The following is a 16,206-nucleotide window of genomic DNA, read 5'->3' as shown; positions in this document are numbered from 1 at the left end:
AGAACAGCGACGGCTCAGAACAGTGTCGACTCCTCCGGCGCGGGCAGTTCCTTCAGCAGCTCGGGCCCGTTGTTGCGGACGTCGCTGACCGCGGTGGAGACGGGGTAGGCCCGCAGCAGTCCGGCGGGCGGGGGCGCCAGCAGCGGCAGCAGCTCCTCCGGTTCGGTGCGCGCCGGGTCCAGCCACGTGGCCCACCGCTCGGGCGGCAGGACGAGCGGCATCCGCGGGTGGATCTCGGCGAGCGAGCGCGGCCCGGGCTCCTGCGTCTCCCCCGTCTCCCCCGTCCCCGCGAACGGCTCGGTGTCGGCCTCGGTGGTGATCACCGAGCAGGTCGCCCACCAGGCCTGGGGGTGGTCGGGCGGCAGCGTGGGATCGCGCCAGAACTCGAACAGCCCTGCCATCGCCATCACCGACCCGTCGGCCGGCGTGACGAAGTACGGCTGCTTGCGGGCGCGCTTGCGGCGCCCCTTCTCCTCCAGCTCGCGCTCCCGCTCGCCGGTGACCCACTCGTAGTAGCCGTCCGCCGGAAGCAGGCAGCGCCGCGCCCCGAAGGCCCGCCGGTAGGACGGCTTCTCGTGGACCGTCTCCGCGCGCGCGTTGATCATCCGCGCCGCGCCCTCGGGCGTCTTCGCCCATGACGGCACCAGCCCCCAGCGCAGGGCGCGAAGCTGACGAACCGGACGCGGGTCGGCTGCGTCTTTGACAGGACGCTCGAGCACCGCGTAGACGCTCTTCGTCGGCGCCACGTTCCAGTCCGGAGCCAGCGTCTCCTCCGGTTCCCACTTCTCCACCCCGAAGAGCCCGGCCAGGTCCTCCGGCCGCCGGCTCGCCGCATATCGACCGCACATGAGTGCCACACTGCCACGAAGACGCTAGGAGCGGCTCAGAAATGGACAACAGCACCACCGCCACCGATCTGTGGGACCGTTCCTCGAGCGTCTTCGGCACTCAGCCGCACCCTTCGATCTGGCTCATAGCCGTCACCGGCGTCGTCGCGCTGGCCGCGGTGGTCCCGCATGGCGTATGGCGGATCACGCGCAACGCCGTCACCATCGCCCACGAGGGCGGTCACGCCCTGGTGGCCCTGCTCAGCGGGCGGCGCCTGGACGGCATCCGGCTGCACTCCGACACCTCGGGGCTGACCGTCTCCCGGGGCCGGCCGACCGGGATCGGGATGGTCCTCACCGCGGCCGCCGGCTACACCGCCCCCTCCCTGCTCGGCCTCGGCGGCGCCTACCTGCTGGCCGCCGGGCACATCACCGCCCTGCTGTGGGGGGCGGCGGCGCTGCTGGCCGCGATGCTGGTGATGATCCGCAACGCCTACGGCGTCCTGACCGTGGTGCTCACGGGGGCGGCGTTCGTGCTGGTGTCATGGCTGACGGGGCCCGCCGTGCAGGCGGCGTTCGCCTACGGGGTGGTCTGGTTCCTGCTGCTGGGCGGGGTCCGGCCGCCGTTCGAGCTGGGGAGCAAGCGCCGGCACGGCGGAGCCCGGGATTCCGACGCGGACCAGCTGGCGCGGCTGACGAACCTGCCCGCGGCGGTGTGGCTGGGGCTGTTCCACGTGGTGACCCTGTGCTGCCTGAGCGGGGGCGGACGCTGGCTGCTGGGGCTGTGACCGGGCTTCTCGTACCGAACCACGACGAGAACGTCAGTAAGGTAAGGGCATGACCGAGAGCCCCGTGCACCCCGACCTCTGGCCCGCTCCGCTCGCCACCGGAGCGGTCGACGCGACCGTCCCCGTGCCCGGATCGAAGTCGGTCACCAACCGTGCGCTGGTCCTGGCCGCGCTCGCCGCCGAGCCGGGCTGGGTGCGCCGCCCGCTGCGCTCGCGCGACACCGTGCTGATGGCGGACGCCCTGCGCACCCTGGGCGTCGGCATCGAGGAGACCGTCTCCTCCAGCTCCACCGTCGCGGACGGCCCCGACACCACCGGCGAGGCCTGGCGGGTGATCCCCGCCCGGCTGCACGGCCCGGCCACCATCGACGTCGGCAACGCCGGCACCGTCATGCGCTTCGTGCCGCCGGTCGCGGCCCTCGCCGACGGCGCGGTCCGCTTCGACGGCGACCCCCGCAGCTACGAGCGCCCCCTGCACGGCGTGATCGACGCGCTGCGCGCCCTGGGCGCCCGTATCGACGACAACGACCGCGGCGCGCTGCCGCTGACCGTGCACGGCGCGGGCGCGCTGGACGGCGGCCTGGTGGAGATCGACGCCTCCTCGTCCTCGCAGTTCGTCAGCGCCCTGCTGCTCTCCGGCCCGCGCTTCAACCAGGGCGTCGAGGTCCGCCACGTCGGCGCCGTACTGCCGTCGATGCCGCACATCCGCATGACCGTGGACATGCTGCGCTCGGCCGGCGCCCAGGTCGACACCCCCGAATCCGGGGGCGAGCCCAACGTCTGGCGCGTCTCCCCCAGCGCCCTGCTCGGCCGCGACCTGGTCGTGGAGCCCGACCTGTCCAACGCCGCGCCGTTCCTGGCCGCCGCCCTGGTCACCGGCGGCCGCGTCACCATCCCGGACTGGCCCGAGCGCACCACCCAGCCGGGCGACGCGCTGCGCGAGATCTTCACCGCCATGGGCGGCCGCTGCGAGCTCACCGACGCCGGCCTGACCTTCACCGGCACCGGCCGCATCACGGGCATCGACGCGGACCTGAACGAGGTCGGCGAGCTCACCCCGGTCATCGCGGCCGTGGCCGCCCTGGCCGACTCCGAGTCCGTCCTGCGCGGCATCGCCCACCTGCGACTGCACGAGACCGACCGGCTGGCCGCCCTGGCCAAGGAGATCAACGAGCTCGGCGGCGACGTCACCGAGACCGAGGACGGGCTGCACATCCGCCCGCGCACCCTGCACGGCGGTGTCTTCCACACCTACGACGACCACCGGCTGGCCACCGCCGCCGCCGTCATCGGCCTGGCCGTCGACGGCGTGGAGGTGGAGAACGTGGCGACCACCGCCAAGACCCTTCCCGACTTCCCGGAGCTGTGGACCGGGATGCTCGGCTCCGTCGCGGGGGCGACGACGGCGCCGAGAAGCTAAAGAGACCTGGAAGCACCATGCGCCGCTACGGCAAGCACACCGACGAGGACGACGTCCGCGTCCGCCCCAACCGCAAGGGCAACCGCCCCCGTACGAACATCCGGCCCAAGCACGAGGACGCCTCCGAGGGCTTCGTCCTGACCGTGGACCGCGGCCGGCTGCACGTCCTCATCGACGACCGCACCATCGTGGCGATGAAGGCCCGCGAGCTGGGCCGCAAGAGCGCCGTGGTGGGCGACCGGGTCGCGGTCGTCGGCGACCTCAGCGGCGACAAGGACACCCTCGCCCGCATCGTCCGCGTCGAGCAGCGCAGCTCGGTGCTGCGCCGCACCGCCGACGACGACGATCCCTACGAGCGCGTGGTCGTCGCCAACGCCGACCAGCTGGCGATCGTCACGGCCCTCGCCGACCCCGAGCCCCGGCCCCGGCTGATCGACCGCTGCCTGGTCGCGGCGTTCGACGCGGGGCTCGAGCCGCTGCTGGTTCTGACGAAGTCGGATCTGGCCTCCGCGGAGAAGCTGATGGAGTCCTACGGGTCCTTCGGCATCCGCTATGTCGTCACCAGTCGCGAGGAGCTGACCGAGGGCGATGCCGCCCGCCGGGTCCGCGAGAAGCTGGAGGGCCGCATCACCGCGTTCGTCGGGCACTCCGGCGTCGGCAAGACCACGCTGGTCAACGCGCTCGTGGACCGTCAGCGGGCCACCGGCCACGTCAACGCGGTCACCGGCCGCGGCCGGCACACCACCACGTCCGCGCTGGCCCTGCCGCTGCCGGAGGGCACGGGCTGGGTCATCGACACCCCGGGCGTGCGGTCCTTCGGGCTGCACCACGTGGACCCCTCGCGGGTCATCCACGCCTTCCCCGACCTCGAGCCCGGCACCGAGGGCTGCCCGCGCGCGTGCAGTCACGACGAGCAGGACTGCGCGCTGGACCAGTGGGTCGCCGACGGCCACGCCGACCCGCAGCGGCTGTACTCGCTGCGCCGGTTGCTGGCGACGAGGGAGCGGCGCGAAGGCGACTGATCGCCTACGTTTGCGAGTGACCGCGGGCGGCAAGTGCATCAAGAGCGCCGAAGCCCACGGGGCGGTCCGCGAAACGGGAGGCAATCTGATGGCGTGGCTGCTGGTCGTGGTCGCCGGACTGTTGGAAACCGGCTTCGCCGTCTGCCTCAAGCTCTCCCACGGCTTCACCCGGTTCTGGCCCACGATCGCCTTCGCCTGCTTCGCGCTGGGCAGCTTCGGCCTGCTGACGCTCGCCCTGCGCAAGCTCGACGTGGGTCCGGCCTACGCCGTGTGGACGGGCATCGGCGCGGCCGGGACCGCGATCTACGGCATGGTCTTCCTGGGCGACCTGGTGTCCACGCTCAAGATCGTCTCGATCACGTTCGTGATCGTGGGCGTCATCGGGCTGCAGCTGTCGGGGTCGGCGCACTAGCCCCCTCGGACACCCCTCAGGCACCCCGCCTCAGGCCCCCTCAGGCCCCCTCGGACAAGGGTCCGCCCAGCAGGATCCGTACGAGCCGGGCGACCTCGCCCGCCGCCTCCTCGTCCGAGCCGGCCGGGGCCACGACGTACGACAGCGTCAGCCGCACCGCCGCCTCACAGGCCCGCCGCACCCCCTCCGGCCCGGGCGCCGCGCCCGGCGGGGCAGCGGCGCCTGGCGCGCCGAGCGCCCCGGCCACGCTGTCGCGGATCCGCTCGGCCAGCGCGACGGGCGAGGGCGTGCCACGGGTCGGCCGCACGCCGAACGGGGTGCGGGGGCCGGCAGGGGGGGCGGCGGCGGGCGGCAGGCGGTCGCCCCGGCAGCCGGTCAGGGCGGCGCGGACGAGCGGGTTCGCCCGGGCCGAGCGCAGCGTCCAGACGGCGGCCGCGGCGCAGCAGTCCCCGGCGTCGGCCCCGCCGCGGGCGGCGGTGTCGGCGAGGGAACGTTCCACCCCGGCCAGGAAGGACTCCGACTCGCGGCGCACGAGAGCGCGGGCGAGGCCGTCCTTGCTGCCGAACTCGTTGTAGAGGGTCTGCCGGGACACCCCGGCGGCGGCTGCGACGTCGACCATCCGGACCCCGTTCCAGGGCCGGGCGCCGAGCGCCGTGAACGCCGCGTCCAGCAAGAGCTCTCGTGCCGCGGGCATCGTCGCCTCCCCGGCCGGACGGCCGCACGAAGATTGGGGGCCAGGCACAGGATTGACGCGCCGCCAGACGGTGTCAAGAGCGCCGGCAGGTCGCGCCGCACGTGACCTGGCGTTGGCCAGGGGTAATGTGCTGAGCATGTCGGACTACCACGATGATCTGCGCCTGGCCCACGTCCTGGCGGACGCCGCGGACGCGGCCACCATGGACCGGTTCAAGGCTCTCGACCTGAAGGTCGAGACCAAGCCGGACATGACTCCGGTGAGCGAGGCGGACAAGGCCGCCGAGGAGCTGATCCGGGGTCATCTCCAGCGCGCGCGGCCGCGCGACGCCGTGCTGGGCGAGGAGTTCGGCAGCGAGGGCATGGGGCCGCGCCGCTGGGTCATCGATCCGATCGACGGCACCAAGAACTACGTCCGCGGGGTGCCGGTGTGGGCCACGCTGATCTCGTTGATGGTGCAGGACAAGGACGGCTTCCAGCCCGTCGTGGGCGTGGTGTCGGCGCCGGCGCTGGGCCGCCGGTGGTGGGCGGCGAAGGACTCGGGCGCCTACACCGGGCGGAGCCTGCTGTCGGCCTCGCGGCTGCAGACCTCGCGGGTGGGCCGGATCGAGGACGCGTCGTTCGCGTACTCCTCGCTGTCCGGCTGGGAGGAGCGTGGCATGCTGCCGGGCTTCCTGGATCTGACCCGGGACTGCTGGCGGACGCGCGGTTACGGCGACTTCTGGCCGTACATGATGGTCGCGGAGGGCTCGGTGGACATCTGCGCCGAGCCGGAGCTGTCGCTGTGGGACATGGCGGCGAACGTCGTCATCGTGGAGGAGGCCGGCGGCCGCTTCACCGGCCTCGACGGGCTTCCGGGGCCCCACAGCGGCAACGCCGCCGCGTCGAACGGGCTGCTGCACGACGAACTGCTCGGCTATCTGCGGACGTAACGGGTTCAAACCCACAAGGCAGTCGTAAAAAGTAGGCAAAATATCATGCCTCGCGGACCTTGTCGGCCGCCGCGGGAGCGTGCCACGCTGGCACTCCCGACGCTTGTGAACTTGTGAACCCCGGCTGGAGGCCGACGGGTTCGGCGTTCCGGGACCGACTCGCAGTCCATGTAGGAGGTGGCGCAAGCCATGCTCGTCCGCGACGCCATGAGCACGGTCGTCCTCACCATCGGCCCGGCCCACACCCTCCGGCAGGCAGCGCGGCTGATGTCCGCGCGCGGCATCGGCGCGGCGGTCGTCCTCGACCCCGAGGCCGGCGGCCTGGGCATCCTCACCGAGCGCGACATACTCAACGCGCTCGGGGCGGGCCACGACCCCGACCGCGAGACCGCCCACGGCCACACCACCACCGACGTCGTCTTCGCGGCCCCCGAGTGGACCCTGGAGGAGGCGGCGGCCGCCATGTCGCGCGGCGAGTTCCGGCACCTGATCGTCCTCGAGGGGCACGAGGCCGTCGGCGTGGTGTCGGTGCGCGACATCATCCGCTGCTGGGTGCGGGGCGCGCGGCGGGATACCGAGCCGGAACGCGAACGGGCCGGCGCGCTGGCCGGGTGAGCCCGTCCGCGCGCCGGCCGTCCGGGCGTGAGAGAAGGCCGAAGAGGCCGGAGCCCTTTGGCGTCCGGCCTCTTCGGTTTGTACGGCAAGCGTCCAGTTGGCCTATCAGCCGCGCAGGGCCTGGACCGCGGCTTCGAGCCGCTTGCCGTAGTCGGTGTCCGCTTGGCGGAAGTTGTCGATCGCCCGCTCGACGATGTCGTCGCGCGAGACCTTGGCGATGAAGCCCGCCAGGTTGGCGATCAGGCGCTCCTTCTCCCCCTCCGACATCAGCCGGTAGAGGTTGCCCGCCTGGACGAAGTCGTTGTCCTCGGCGTGCGAAGGAGCCTCGGTGTTGCCCGTCGCCCCGGTGACCGTGAGCGGCTGCCACAGCGGGCGGCCGGTCTCGACGGGCCCGCCGAAGCTGTTGGGCTCGTAGTTCTTGGCGCGGCCGTGGCGGCCGTCGTAGGCGTAGCCGTCGCGGCTGTTGGTACGGGCCACGGTGGCGTGCGGGCGGTTCACCGGCAGGTGGTCTGCGTTGATGCCGACGCGGTAGCGGTGGGCGTCGCCGTAGGCGAAGAGCCGGCCCTGCAGCATCTTGTCGGGGGACGGGCCGATGCCCGGCACGAAGTGCGCCGGCGAGAAGATCGACTGCTCGACCTCGGCGAAGACGTTCTCGGGGTTGCGGTTGAGCTCCAGCCGGCCGATCTCGATCGGCGGGTAGTCCTCGTGCGGCCACACCTTGGTGAGGTCGAACGGGTTGAAGCGGTAGTTCGCCGCCTCGTCCGCCGGCATGATCTGCACCTGCACGGTCCAGCTCGGGAACTCGCCGCGCTCGATGGCCTCGCGCAGGTCGCGCTGGTGGCTGTCGGGGTCCATGCCGGAGACCCGCACGGCCTCGTCGGTGGTGAGGTTCTTGATGCCCTGGTCGGTCTTGAAGTGGTACTTGACCCAGAAGACCTCGCCGGCCTCGTTGTTCCACTGGTAGGTGTGGGAGCCGTAGCCGTTCATGTGGCGGTACGAGGCGGGGATACCACGGTCGCCGAACAGCCAGGTCACCTGGTGGGTGGCCTCGGGCGACAGGCCCCAGAAGTCCCAGACGTTGTCCGCCTCCTGGGAGCCGGTGTACGGGTCGCGCTTCTGGGTGTGGATGAAGTCGGGGAACTTGATGGCGTCCTTGATGAAGAACACCGGGGTGTTGTTGCCGACGAGGTCGTAGTTGCCCTCTTCGGTGTAGAACTTCAGCGCGAAGCCACGGGGGTCGCGGACCGCGTCGGCGGAGCCGAGGTTGCCGGCGACGGTGGAGAAGCGCAGGAACGTTTCGGTCTGCTTGCCGACCTCGGAGAGGAAGTGCGCCCGGGTCCAGCGGGTGACGTCGGCGGTCACGGTGAAGGTGCCGTAGGCACCCGCGCCGCGGGCGTGCACGACGCGCTCCGGGATCCGCTCGCGGTTGAAGTGCGCGAGCTTCTCCAGCAGCAGCTGGTCCTGTACCAGGACGGGGCCGCCGAGGCCGGCCGTCTCGCTGTTCTGGTTGTCCGCGACCGGAGCTCCGGACTCCGTGGTCAGCGGGCCCGTCGTGGTTGTCGCCTCGCCGTTCGCCGTGGTCACGTGCGCCTCCGTCGTCAGATGTCTGTGCCGGGTCCAAGCCTCTGGCCTCGACCGAGATCGATCCTACATTGGACTCTGTCTAAGTCAAGATGCGAACCATAGAAATACGCATTCCATGGGTGGACAGGGCCCGCTGCTACGCTGGTCCTATCTGACTGATAGGTGAATGGCATGAGTGACCTGCTGGAACGACTCCGGGGACGCGGCTGGCGGCTGACCGCGCAGCGACGCGTCGTCGCCGAAGTGCTCGACGGGGACCACGTGCACTACACCGCCGACGAAGTCCACGCCAAGGCGGCCGACCTGCTGCCGGAGATCTCGCGCGCGACGGTGTACAACACGCTGGGCGAGCTGGTCTCGCTGGGCGAGGTCCTCGAGGTGTGCACGGACGGCCGCGCCAAGCGCTACGACCCCAACGCCCACCACGCCCACCAGCACCTGGTGTGCTCCCGCTGCGGGACGATCCGCGACGTCCACCCCGCCGGCGACCTGGTGGCCAACCTGCCGTCCGAGGAGCGCTTCGGCTTCCAGGTGTCCGCGGTCGACGTGACCTTCCGGGGGATCTGCCCCGACTGCGCCGCGGCCTGAGGAACGGCGCCCCGCCCGGGGCGCCCGGGGAACACGACGAAGGCCCGGATCCTTGAAAGGATCCGGGCCTTCGTGTCAGTAGCGGGGACAGGATTTGAACCTGCGACCTCTGGGTTATGAGCCCAGCGAGCTACCGAGCTGCTCCACCCCGCGTCGGTAGTGTCACTTTAACCCATCCGTGACCCCTCGGGCAAATGTCGTGACAACCGCGCTCACCGCGCGGGCCCGCCCTACGCCGTGAGCTCCTGCTGCAGGGCGTCGCGCAGCCGCGCCGCCCGCTCGGCGACCTCCGCGGGGCCCAGCTCGACCGCCTGGGCGCACCACAGCCGCCCCTCGGCCAGATCGCCGCGGCGCGCCGCCAGCAGCGCCAGGCGCAGCGCGGCCCGGCCGTGCCCGGACTCGGCGGCCCGTGCCCACCACAGCGCGGCCTCCTGCTCGCTGCCCTCGCGGGCCAGCAGCAGTCCGAGGTTGAAGGCGCCGTTGCGGCTGCCGGCCTCGGCGGCCGCGCGGTACCAGTGGGCGGCCGCGACCACGTCGCCCCGCTCGGCGACCAGCATGCCCAGGCGCACCTGGGCGCGCCGGTGGCCCTGCCGGGCGGCCCGCTCGTACCACTCCTCGCAGCCGGGGCGGCTGTCGTCGTCGCGGTCGAGCAGCGCGCCCAGCCGGAAGGCGGCCTCGGCGCTGCCGCCGCGCACGGCGACGCGCAGGTGGTGCTCGGCCGCCTCGGCGTCCCCGGCGCCGCCGTCGCGCAGCAGCGCCATCGCGACCTGCAGGGCCGCGTCCGTGTGTCCGGCGGCGGCGGCGCGCTCGTACCACTGGAAGGCCAGCTGTTCCTCGTCGCGCCCGGCGTAGAGGATGCCCAGGTTGAAGGCGGCGTCGACGCTGCCGGCCTCGGCGGCCTTGGAGAACCACGGCTCGGCCCCGGCGGAGTCGCCGCCCTGCAGCAGCAGGACGGCCAGCGCGTTGGCCGCCTCCTTGTGCCCGGCGTAGGCGGCGCGGCGGTACCACTGCTCCGCCTGGGCGGTGCGGCCCTGCTCGGCGCAGAGCAGGCCGAGGTTGTAGGCGCCGTTGATGTCGCCGGCGTCCAGGGCCGCGCGGTACCAGCGCTCGGCCTGCTGGGACTCGCCGCGGTCGGCGTGCAGGGCGCCCAGGGCGTTGGCGGCGTTGCCGTCGCCCTCCTGGGCGGCTCTGCGCCACCAGACGGCGGCGCTGTCGGTGTCGCCGGCGTCGCGCAGCAGGAACCCGAGGGCGCAGGCGGCGCGCGGCTCCCCGTCCTTGGCGGAGGTCAGGTACCAGCGCGCGGCCTCCTGGGTCTCGCCCCGGGCCTCGAGCAGGGTGCCCAGGTGGAGGGCGGCGCGGCGATGGCCGCGGGCCGCGGCCTGGCGGTACCACTGCTCGGCCTCGCCCGCCGGGCCGTCCTGGCGGCCGTTGGCGGCGGCGGCCCGCAGCTCGCGCACCGAGGTGTCGGGGCCGCCGGAGGCCTGCCGGCCGACGGCCGGGCCGAGGGCCTCGGCGAGGCCGTCGGACAGGGACGACGCCTTGGGCGCCCGGCCGTCGAGTATCCGGGCCAGGCGGTACGCGGCCTCGCGGTGGCCCCGCTCGGCGGCGCTGCGGAACCAGCGCTCGGCGCCCACGTCGCTGCGGTGCTCCAGCAGGTCGGCCAGGGCGTACGCGCCGAGGGCGTGGCCGGACTCGGCGGACTGGCGCAGCCAGTACTCGGCGGCGGGCTCGTCGCCGCGCTCGCGGTGGTAGCGGCCGAGGGCGTGCGCGGCGGGGGCGGAGCCGGCCACGGCGGCGACCCGCCACCAGCTGGCGGCCTCGTCGGCGTAGCCGCGCTGGTGCAGCAGCACGCCGAGGTTGTTGGCGGCGGAGCGGTCGCCCTCGGCGGTCGCGGCGCGCAGATGGCGCTCGGCGCCGTCGAGGTCGCCGCGGCGCAGCAGCAGGGCTCCGAGCATGCTCAGGGAGGCGGGGTCGCCGGACTCGGCGGCACGGCGGCGGGCTGTCTCGAGCTCCAGGTCGGCCGCGTCGGTGGCACAGTCGGCGTCGGGGGAGCCCTCCCCCGGGCCGTACGACGACGGGTCCTGGTCGTCCTGATCGCTCCCGTCACCGGGAGCCGCTACAAGCCGACGTGTTTCCAACAGCCTCGCCTTGTCCCCCATAAGTCCCATCGTCGCACTCCCGCAACCTGCGTACACCTGGAATACCGCAGCCAGTGAGGTCACTTCAGCGTTTTGTCGACTTCCCGACTTCCCGACACGGCGGTGCTCCAAACTCTAATCAAAGGCCCCGCACATAACCCGCACAGACCACGCGTGCCGGGCGGCGGACGCATGTTCTGCCGCCCGGCCCGGGGTTCTGGCGGATCCGGGTACACGACAAGGCCCGGAGTCCGAGAACTCCGGGCCTTGTCTTTGAGTAGCGGGGACAGGATTTGAACCTGCGACCTCTGGGTTATGAGCCCAGCGAGCTACCGAGCTGCTCCACCCCGCGCCGTTGTGGAACAACCGTACCACGGCGCGGGGCGGGCCCCGGACTAGCTGCCGGGCTTGGCACCCTCGCCGCCGGTCTTGGCCTCGGTCTTGGCCTCGGCCTTGGCCACCCGGTCCAGGGCCTCCTTGAGGTCCTTCTGGGCCTTGCCGTAGGCCGTCCAGTCCTTGTCGTCGAGCGCCTTCTGGCTCGCCTCGTACGCGTCCAGGGCGTCCTTGACGGCCTGTTTGACCGTCGCGTCCTGGGCCGGCGGCTTGGTGGGCTCACCGGACGGCGGCGGGCCGGTGTCCGCGCTCTTCTCGCCGAAGATCTCGTTCAGGGCCTCGTCCAGGGTGTCCTTGAACGCGATCTTCTCGCCGTAGTTGACCAGGACCTTCTTGAGCAGCGGGTAGTTCGAGCCCGTGCCGCGCATATAGACCGGCTCGACGTACAGCAGGCCGCCGTCCAGCGGGACGGTCAGCAGATTGCCGTACTCGACCTTGGAATCGCCCCTCTTCCAGATATTGATCTGGTCGGCGACGGGCGTGTGTCCGTTGAACTTGCTCTGGGCCTGTTCCGGACCCCAGACCGTGGTCTCGGAGGGCAGTTTGAGAATTCTGATGCTGCCGTATCCGTCGCTCTTGGCATCGGCGTCGACGGCCATGAACGCACCGAGATTCGGCCGGTTCTTGGGCGTGAAGGTCGTCGTCAGCGAGAAGGTCTGCTTCTCCTGGTCCGGCATCCTCATGCTCAGGTAGTACGGCGGTACCGCGTTGCCCTCTTCGTTGGTCGGGTCGTCCGGCACCTGCCAGCGCTCACTGCCGGTGTAGAACGTGCCCGGGTCGGTGACGTGGTAGCGGGTGAGCAGTTCGCGCTGGACCTTGAACAGGTCCTGCGGGTAGCGCAGATGGTCCATCAGCGCGGGGCTGATGCTGCTCTTCGCCTTCACCGTTCCGGGGAATGCCTTCATCCAGGTCTTGAGCACCGGGTCCTTGGTGTCCCACTGGTACAGCTTGACCGTGCCGTCGAAGGCGTCGACCGTCGCCTTGACGGAGTTACGGATGTAGTTGACCTGGTTCTGCTGGGCGACGACCGCGCGCTGGCCGGTGGTCAGCGAGTCGGCCGTGGTGTCGCCGAGGGTGGTGCGGGAGGCGTACGGGTAGCCGTTGCTCGTGGTGTAGGCGTCCACGATCCACTGGATGTGCCCGTCGACCACGGCCGGATAGGCGTCGCCGTCGATGGTCAGCCACGGGGCGACCGATTCGACGCGCTCCTTGGGCGTGCGGTTGTACAGAATCCGCGAACCCTCGCCGATGGCGCCGGAATAGAGGATCTGCGGCTCGCCGAAGGCCACCGCATAAGCCGCGCGATTGACCGGGTTCGAGAGGTTGACGCCGCTCTTGCCCTTGTAGCTGTAGCTCGTCTCGCCCTGGTCGCTGGGGTGGTCGAGCTCCTTCTGCGGACCGCCCACGATCGAATACTGGGTGGTCTTCTCACCGTAGTAGACGCGCTGTTCGTACGAGCCGAGCATGCCCTCGGTCGGCAGCTTCTTCTCGGTGAAGTCCGGGGCGCCCGCCTTGTCGGTGGAGGTGCCCTTCGCCGTGATGGCGCCGTATCCGTGGGTGTACTTGAAGTGGTCGTTGATCCAGTTGCGCTCGGGAATGCCCTTGAGGTTCAGCTCGCGCAGACCGATGACCGTGTCCTGCTCCTTGCCGTCCGCCTTGTAGCGGTCGACGTCCAGGGTGGAGGGGAACTGGTAGTAGCCGCGGACCTGCTGCTCCTGCTGGAAGGCCGGGGAGACGACGTTGGGGTCGAGCAGGCGCAGGCTGGCCGTGGCGTTGGCGTCGGCGCGCAGCTTCTCCTTGTCCTTGCCCTTCAGGTCGCTCGTGCCCGCGTAGTCCTTCACCTTCGAGCCGTCGATGCCGTACGCCTCGCGGGTCGCCGCGATGTTCTTCTTGATGTACGGCGCCTCCTTGGCCTGCTCGTTCGGCTGGACCTGGAACTTCTGCACGATCGCGGGGTAGAGCCCGCCGATCAGCACCGCCGACAGGACCATCAGCCCGAAGCCGATCACCGGCAGCTGCCAGGTGCGCCGCCAGAGCGTCGCGAAGAACAGCACGGCGCAGATCAGCGCGATGATGAAGAGGATGGTCTTGGCCGGCAGATAGGCGTTGGCGTCGACGTAGCGCAGGCCCGTCCAGCCGTCGGCCGACTTCAGCCCGCTGGACTTCACCGCGAGGCCGTACCGGTCGAGCCAGTAGGCGACGGCCTTGAGCGTGACGAAGACGCCCAGGAGGACCGACAGATGGCCCGTGGCGGCCTTGGTGGCCCGCCCGCCGGGGCTGGTCAGCCGCAGCCCGCCGTACAGGTAGTGCACGAGGGCGGCGGCGATCAGCGACAGGATCGTCGCCGCGAAGCCGAAGCTCAGCAGGAAGCGGTACCAGGGCAGGTCGAAGGTGTAGAAGGAGATGTCCTTGTGGAACTGCGGGTCCGTCCGGCCGAAGGGGACGGCGTTGACCCACTGCAGCCATGTGCGCCACTGCCCGGCGGCCGAGGCGCCGGCGACGAGCCCGACGAGCGCGGTGACCGCCAGCAGCACCCACTTCTTGTACGGGGCGACGCTCATCCGGTAGCGGTCGAGGCTCTGCTGCTCCATGGACATCGCGCTCAACGGCGGCCGCAGCTTGTGGGCGAGCCAGATGTTGAGCCCCACGGCCACGGCCATCAGCAGGCCGAAGACAGCGAAGAGGCCGATCTTGGTGCCGAGGGTGGTGGTGAAGACCGAGGAGTACTCCACCGAGCGGTACCACAGCCAGTCCGTCCAGAACCCGGCGAACATGACGAAGAGCATGGCGAGCACCGCCAGCACGCCCAAGGTCATCAGCAGGGTCCGGACACGCCGGGACGGTCGGCCGACTCTGATCCGTGGCCCGGACGGGCCTCCGCCGCGGTCCGGCATCTGGAAAGCCAAGGTGCGCACCTCGAAGTTCGCTGTCGATGAAGCTGTGGGTCGTGCTGGGTGGTACTGCGGGTTTTGTGCTGCGTTTGAGGCCCACGTGATGGTAGGACCCACTGTGGCAACTTACCGAGGCTTTACTCGGTTCCCGTTTTCGGGCTCTCTCAGGGCACGATATTGACCATGTCCAGCAATACCGGTTCGAACCTTCCCGGCTCCCACGAGCCCAGCACGCCCATGGCGGCCAGCCCGCTGACCCGCGCCGTCCTCGAGATCGACGAATACGCGTCGACTCTCGGCTGGGACCAGCCGGCCCGCCTCTTCGCCCTGGTCGACACGGCCCGGCTCCGCACCCAGGAGCCCGGCCTGGCCGCCCAGCTCGGCCTCGACGACGACGCGTCCCAGGCCGCGTCGTCCTACACCCCCATCGAACAGGAGGAGCTGCCGCCCGGCACCGCCCTCGACAAGTTCCTCGGCACGATCGCCTGGCCGCAGGCCGTGGTGGGTTGCGCCCTGACCGTGGAGCGGCTGATGCTCCCGCCGTCCGCCGAGGGGTCCGTGCCCCACGGCATGAGCGACAAGCAGCTCGCCGCGTGGGTCGCCAAGCACCCGGACCGCCAGGAGGTCCGGATGACGGTGGCCGTGCTGCGCGACGGCGCCCGCGAGTCGGCCGTACGGCTGCGCGAGAAGGACTCGCCGACCGAGGTCCTCACCGGTGCCGACCTGGTGCCCGGCCTGGCCGAAGCCCTGGCGGCGACGTTCGAGGACTGACCTCCCGCGGCTCCGGAGGGGGCGCGGCTAGCGTGCCGAGCACTGCGGCAGGCCGGCCGCGTCCCCCTTGCGGATCTTCTCCAGGGACTTCAGGGCGTCCTTGATCGTGTCGACCTTCACCAGGGTCAGGCCCGAGGGGGCGTCCTTGGCCGCGGCCGCGCAGTTGTCCTTGGGCGTCAGGAAATAGCGCGCGCCCTTGGAGCGCGCCCCGACCGTCTTCATCTGCACGCCACCGATCGGCCCGACCTTGCCGGTGTCGTCGATCGTGCCGGTGCCCGCGACGAACTTCCCGCCGGTCAGGTCCTCCGGGGTGAGCTTGTCGACTATCCCGAGGGCGAACATCAGGCCCGCGCTCGGTCCGCCGACGTCCGCCAGCTTGATGTTGATGGTGAACGGGAAGGTGTGGTCCCGGCCGGCCTGGATGCCGACGATCGCCCGGCCGTCCTCGGGCGCCTTGGCGGTGACGAGGGTGACCTTGCCCTCGGTCCTGGGCTGCCGCTTCTCCTTCTCCGCCGCGGCCGCCTCCTTGGCGGGGACGATCAGGAACGTGACCTTCTCGCCCGCCTTGTGCCGGGTGACCAGCTTGGCGACGTCGCCATGCTCCTTGACCGCCGTGCCGTCCACGGCCTTGATCACGTCGCCGGCGTGCAGGGCGCCCTCGGCGGGGCTGCCCTTGACCACGGACGAGACGATCACGCGCGTGCCCACCGGGATGTCCAGCTGCCGCAGCGCGGCGACCTTGGCGCTCTCCTGGGACTGCGTGAACTCCTCCGCCGTCTCCTGGTTCAGCTCGTCCGGGGACTTGTCCTCCGGGTAGAGCGTGGTGTGCGGAACCACCAGGTTGTCGTGCGCGAGCCAGCCGTAGACCGCCTCGACCAGATTCATCCGGTACTGCGAGCCGGTCACCCGGACCGTCGTCATGTTGAGGTGGCCGGAGGTGGGGTACGTCTGGCGCCCGGAGATCTGCAGCACCGGCTCGCCGCCGTGCTCACCGAGCGTGTTGACCGTCGGCCCCGGGGACATCTCCGAGTAGGGCACGGGGATCAGCACGCCCGCGCAGAGCAGCGCGATCAGCATCAGGAGGGAGGCGAGCATCGTCGCGGTGCGGCGGGGCATGGAACGACAGTACGGG

The 16,206-nt window shown here is 71.3% G+C and carries 14 protein-coding genes and 2 tRNA genes; 8 read left to right on the top strand and 8 right to left on the bottom strand.

Translation table 11 applies throughout. From position 1 onward, the window contains the following. Window positions 1–14: 14 nt before the first annotated feature. On the bottom strand, window positions 15–848 hold the full coding sequence (locus J1792_RS19965) for an SOS response-associated peptidase (protein ID WP_086573650.1): 834 nt from the start codon (window positions 846–848) through the stop codon (window positions 15–17). A gap of 41 nt (window positions 849–889) precedes the next feature. On the opposite strand from J1792_RS19965, the gene J1792_RS19960 reads away from it, so the two are divergent. The 4 genes from J1792_RS19960 (at window position 890) to J1792_RS19945 (ending at window position 4,469) form a co-directional block, all read left to right on the top strand. After that, the gene (locus J1792_RS19960; protein ID WP_207247926.1) at window positions 890–1,615 is read left to right on the top strand and encodes a M50 family metallopeptidase; all 726 of its coding nucleotides are present in this window, start codon (window positions 890–892) and stop codon (window positions 1,613–1,615) included. 49 nt (window positions 1,616–1,664) lie between these two features. Continuing rightward, the gene (gene aroA, locus J1792_RS19955; RefSeq protein WP_086573647.1) at window positions 1,665–3,035 is read left to right on the top strand and encodes a 3-phosphoshikimate 1-carboxyvinyltransferase; all 1,371 of its coding nucleotides are present in this window, start codon (window positions 1,665–1,667) and stop codon (window positions 3,033–3,035) included. Window positions 3,036–3,052: 17 nt separating this feature from the next. Then, entirely contained in the window at window positions 3,053–4,057 is a 1,005-nt protein-coding gene (gene rsgA, locus J1792_RS19950; protein WP_086573645.1) for a ribosome small subunit-dependent GTPase A, read from the top strand. An 88-nt stretch (window positions 4,058–4,145) separates the two neighbouring features. After that, window positions 4,146–4,469: a DMT family transporter gene (locus J1792_RS19945; protein WP_086573657.1), complete on the top strand. Its 324-nt coding sequence runs from the start codon at window positions 4,146–4,148 to the stop codon at window positions 4,467–4,469. Between the two features lie 40 nt (window positions 4,470–4,509). Here the strand turns inward: J1792_RS19945 and J1792_RS19940 are convergent, their stop codons facing one another. Beyond that, the gene (locus tag J1792_RS19940; RefSeq protein WP_207247925.1) at window positions 4,510–5,163 is read right to left on the bottom strand and encodes a TetR/AcrR family transcriptional regulator; all 654 of its coding nucleotides are present in this window, start codon (window positions 5,161–5,163) and stop codon (window positions 4,510–4,512) included. Between the two features lie 136 nt (window positions 5,164–5,299). On the opposite strand from J1792_RS19940, the gene hisN reads away from it, so the two are divergent. Next, the gene (gene hisN, locus J1792_RS19935; RefSeq protein ID WP_086566465.1) at window positions 5,300–6,094 is read left to right on the top strand and encodes a histidinol-phosphatase; all 795 of its coding nucleotides are present in this window, start codon (window positions 5,300–5,302) and stop codon (window positions 6,092–6,094) included. Window positions 6,095–6,283: 189 nt separating this feature from the next. Then, window positions 6,284–6,709 (top strand): CBS domain-containing protein, encoded by a 426-nt coding sequence (locus J1792_RS19930; RefSeq protein ID WP_086566463.1) that lies wholly within the window; start codon window positions 6,284–6,286, stop codon window positions 6,707–6,709. Window positions 6,710–6,814: 105 nt separating this feature from the next. Here J1792_RS19930 and J1792_RS19925 read toward each other — a convergent pair whose 3' ends face one another. Next, the gene (locus J1792_RS19925) at window positions 6,815–8,311 is read right to left on the bottom strand and encodes a catalase (RefSeq protein WP_372446164.1); all 1,497 of its coding nucleotides are present in this window, start codon (window positions 8,309–8,311) and stop codon (window positions 6,815–6,817) included. 153 nt (window positions 8,312–8,464) lie between these two features. Here J1792_RS19925 and J1792_RS19920 point away from each other — a divergent pair, with 153 nt between their 5' ends. After that, a complete protein-coding gene (locus J1792_RS19920; RefSeq protein ID WP_086566459.1) occupies window positions 8,465–8,881 on the top strand; it encodes a Fur family transcriptional regulator in 417 nt (138 codons plus the stop codon). Between the two features lie 79 nt (window positions 8,882–8,960). Here J1792_RS19920 and J1792_RS19915 read toward each other — a convergent pair. From J1792_RS19915 to J1792_RS19900, 4 genes are all read right to left on the bottom strand, one after another. After that, a tRNA-Met gene (locus J1792_RS19915) sits at window positions 8,961–9,034 on the bottom strand. A 77-nt stretch (window positions 9,035–9,111) separates the two neighbouring features. After that, complete coding sequence (locus J1792_RS19910; protein WP_086566458.1) at window positions 9,112–11,049, bottom strand: tetratricopeptide repeat protein; 1,938 nt, start codon at window positions 11,047–11,049, stop codon at window positions 9,112–9,114. 248 nt (window positions 11,050–11,297) lie between these two features. Then, a tRNA-Met gene (locus J1792_RS19905) sits at window positions 11,298–11,371 on the bottom strand. A gap of 43 nt (window positions 11,372–11,414) precedes the next feature. After that, complete coding sequence (locus J1792_RS19900; RefSeq protein WP_086566456.1) at window positions 11,415–14,306, bottom strand: UPF0182 family membrane protein; 2,892 nt, start codon at window positions 14,304–14,306, stop codon at window positions 11,415–11,417. A 180-nt stretch (window positions 14,307–14,486) separates the two neighbouring features. Between J1792_RS19900 and J1792_RS19895 the strand changes: the two genes are divergently transcribed. After that, window positions 14,487–15,074: a PPA1309 family protein gene (locus J1792_RS19895; RefSeq protein WP_242646316.1), complete on the top strand. Its 588-nt coding sequence runs from the start codon at window positions 14,487–14,489 to the stop codon at window positions 15,072–15,074. Between the two features lie 27 nt (window positions 15,075–15,101). Here the strand turns inward: J1792_RS19895 and J1792_RS19890 are convergent, their stop codons facing one another. Continuing rightward, entirely contained in the window at window positions 15,102–16,190 is a 1,089-nt protein-coding gene (locus J1792_RS19890) for a YlbL family protein (RefSeq protein WP_207247924.1), read from the bottom strand. Between the last annotated feature and the right edge of the window lie 16 nt (window positions 16,191–16,206).

Source organism: Streptomyces triculaminicus (assembly GCF_017349075.1).
GTDB lineage: Bacteria > Actinomycetota > Actinomycetes > Streptomycetales > Streptomycetaceae > Streptomyces > Streptomyces triculaminicus.
The sequence above is the reverse complement of the archived record's forward strand: the minus strand, read 5'-3'. Positions and strand labels throughout refer to the sequence as shown.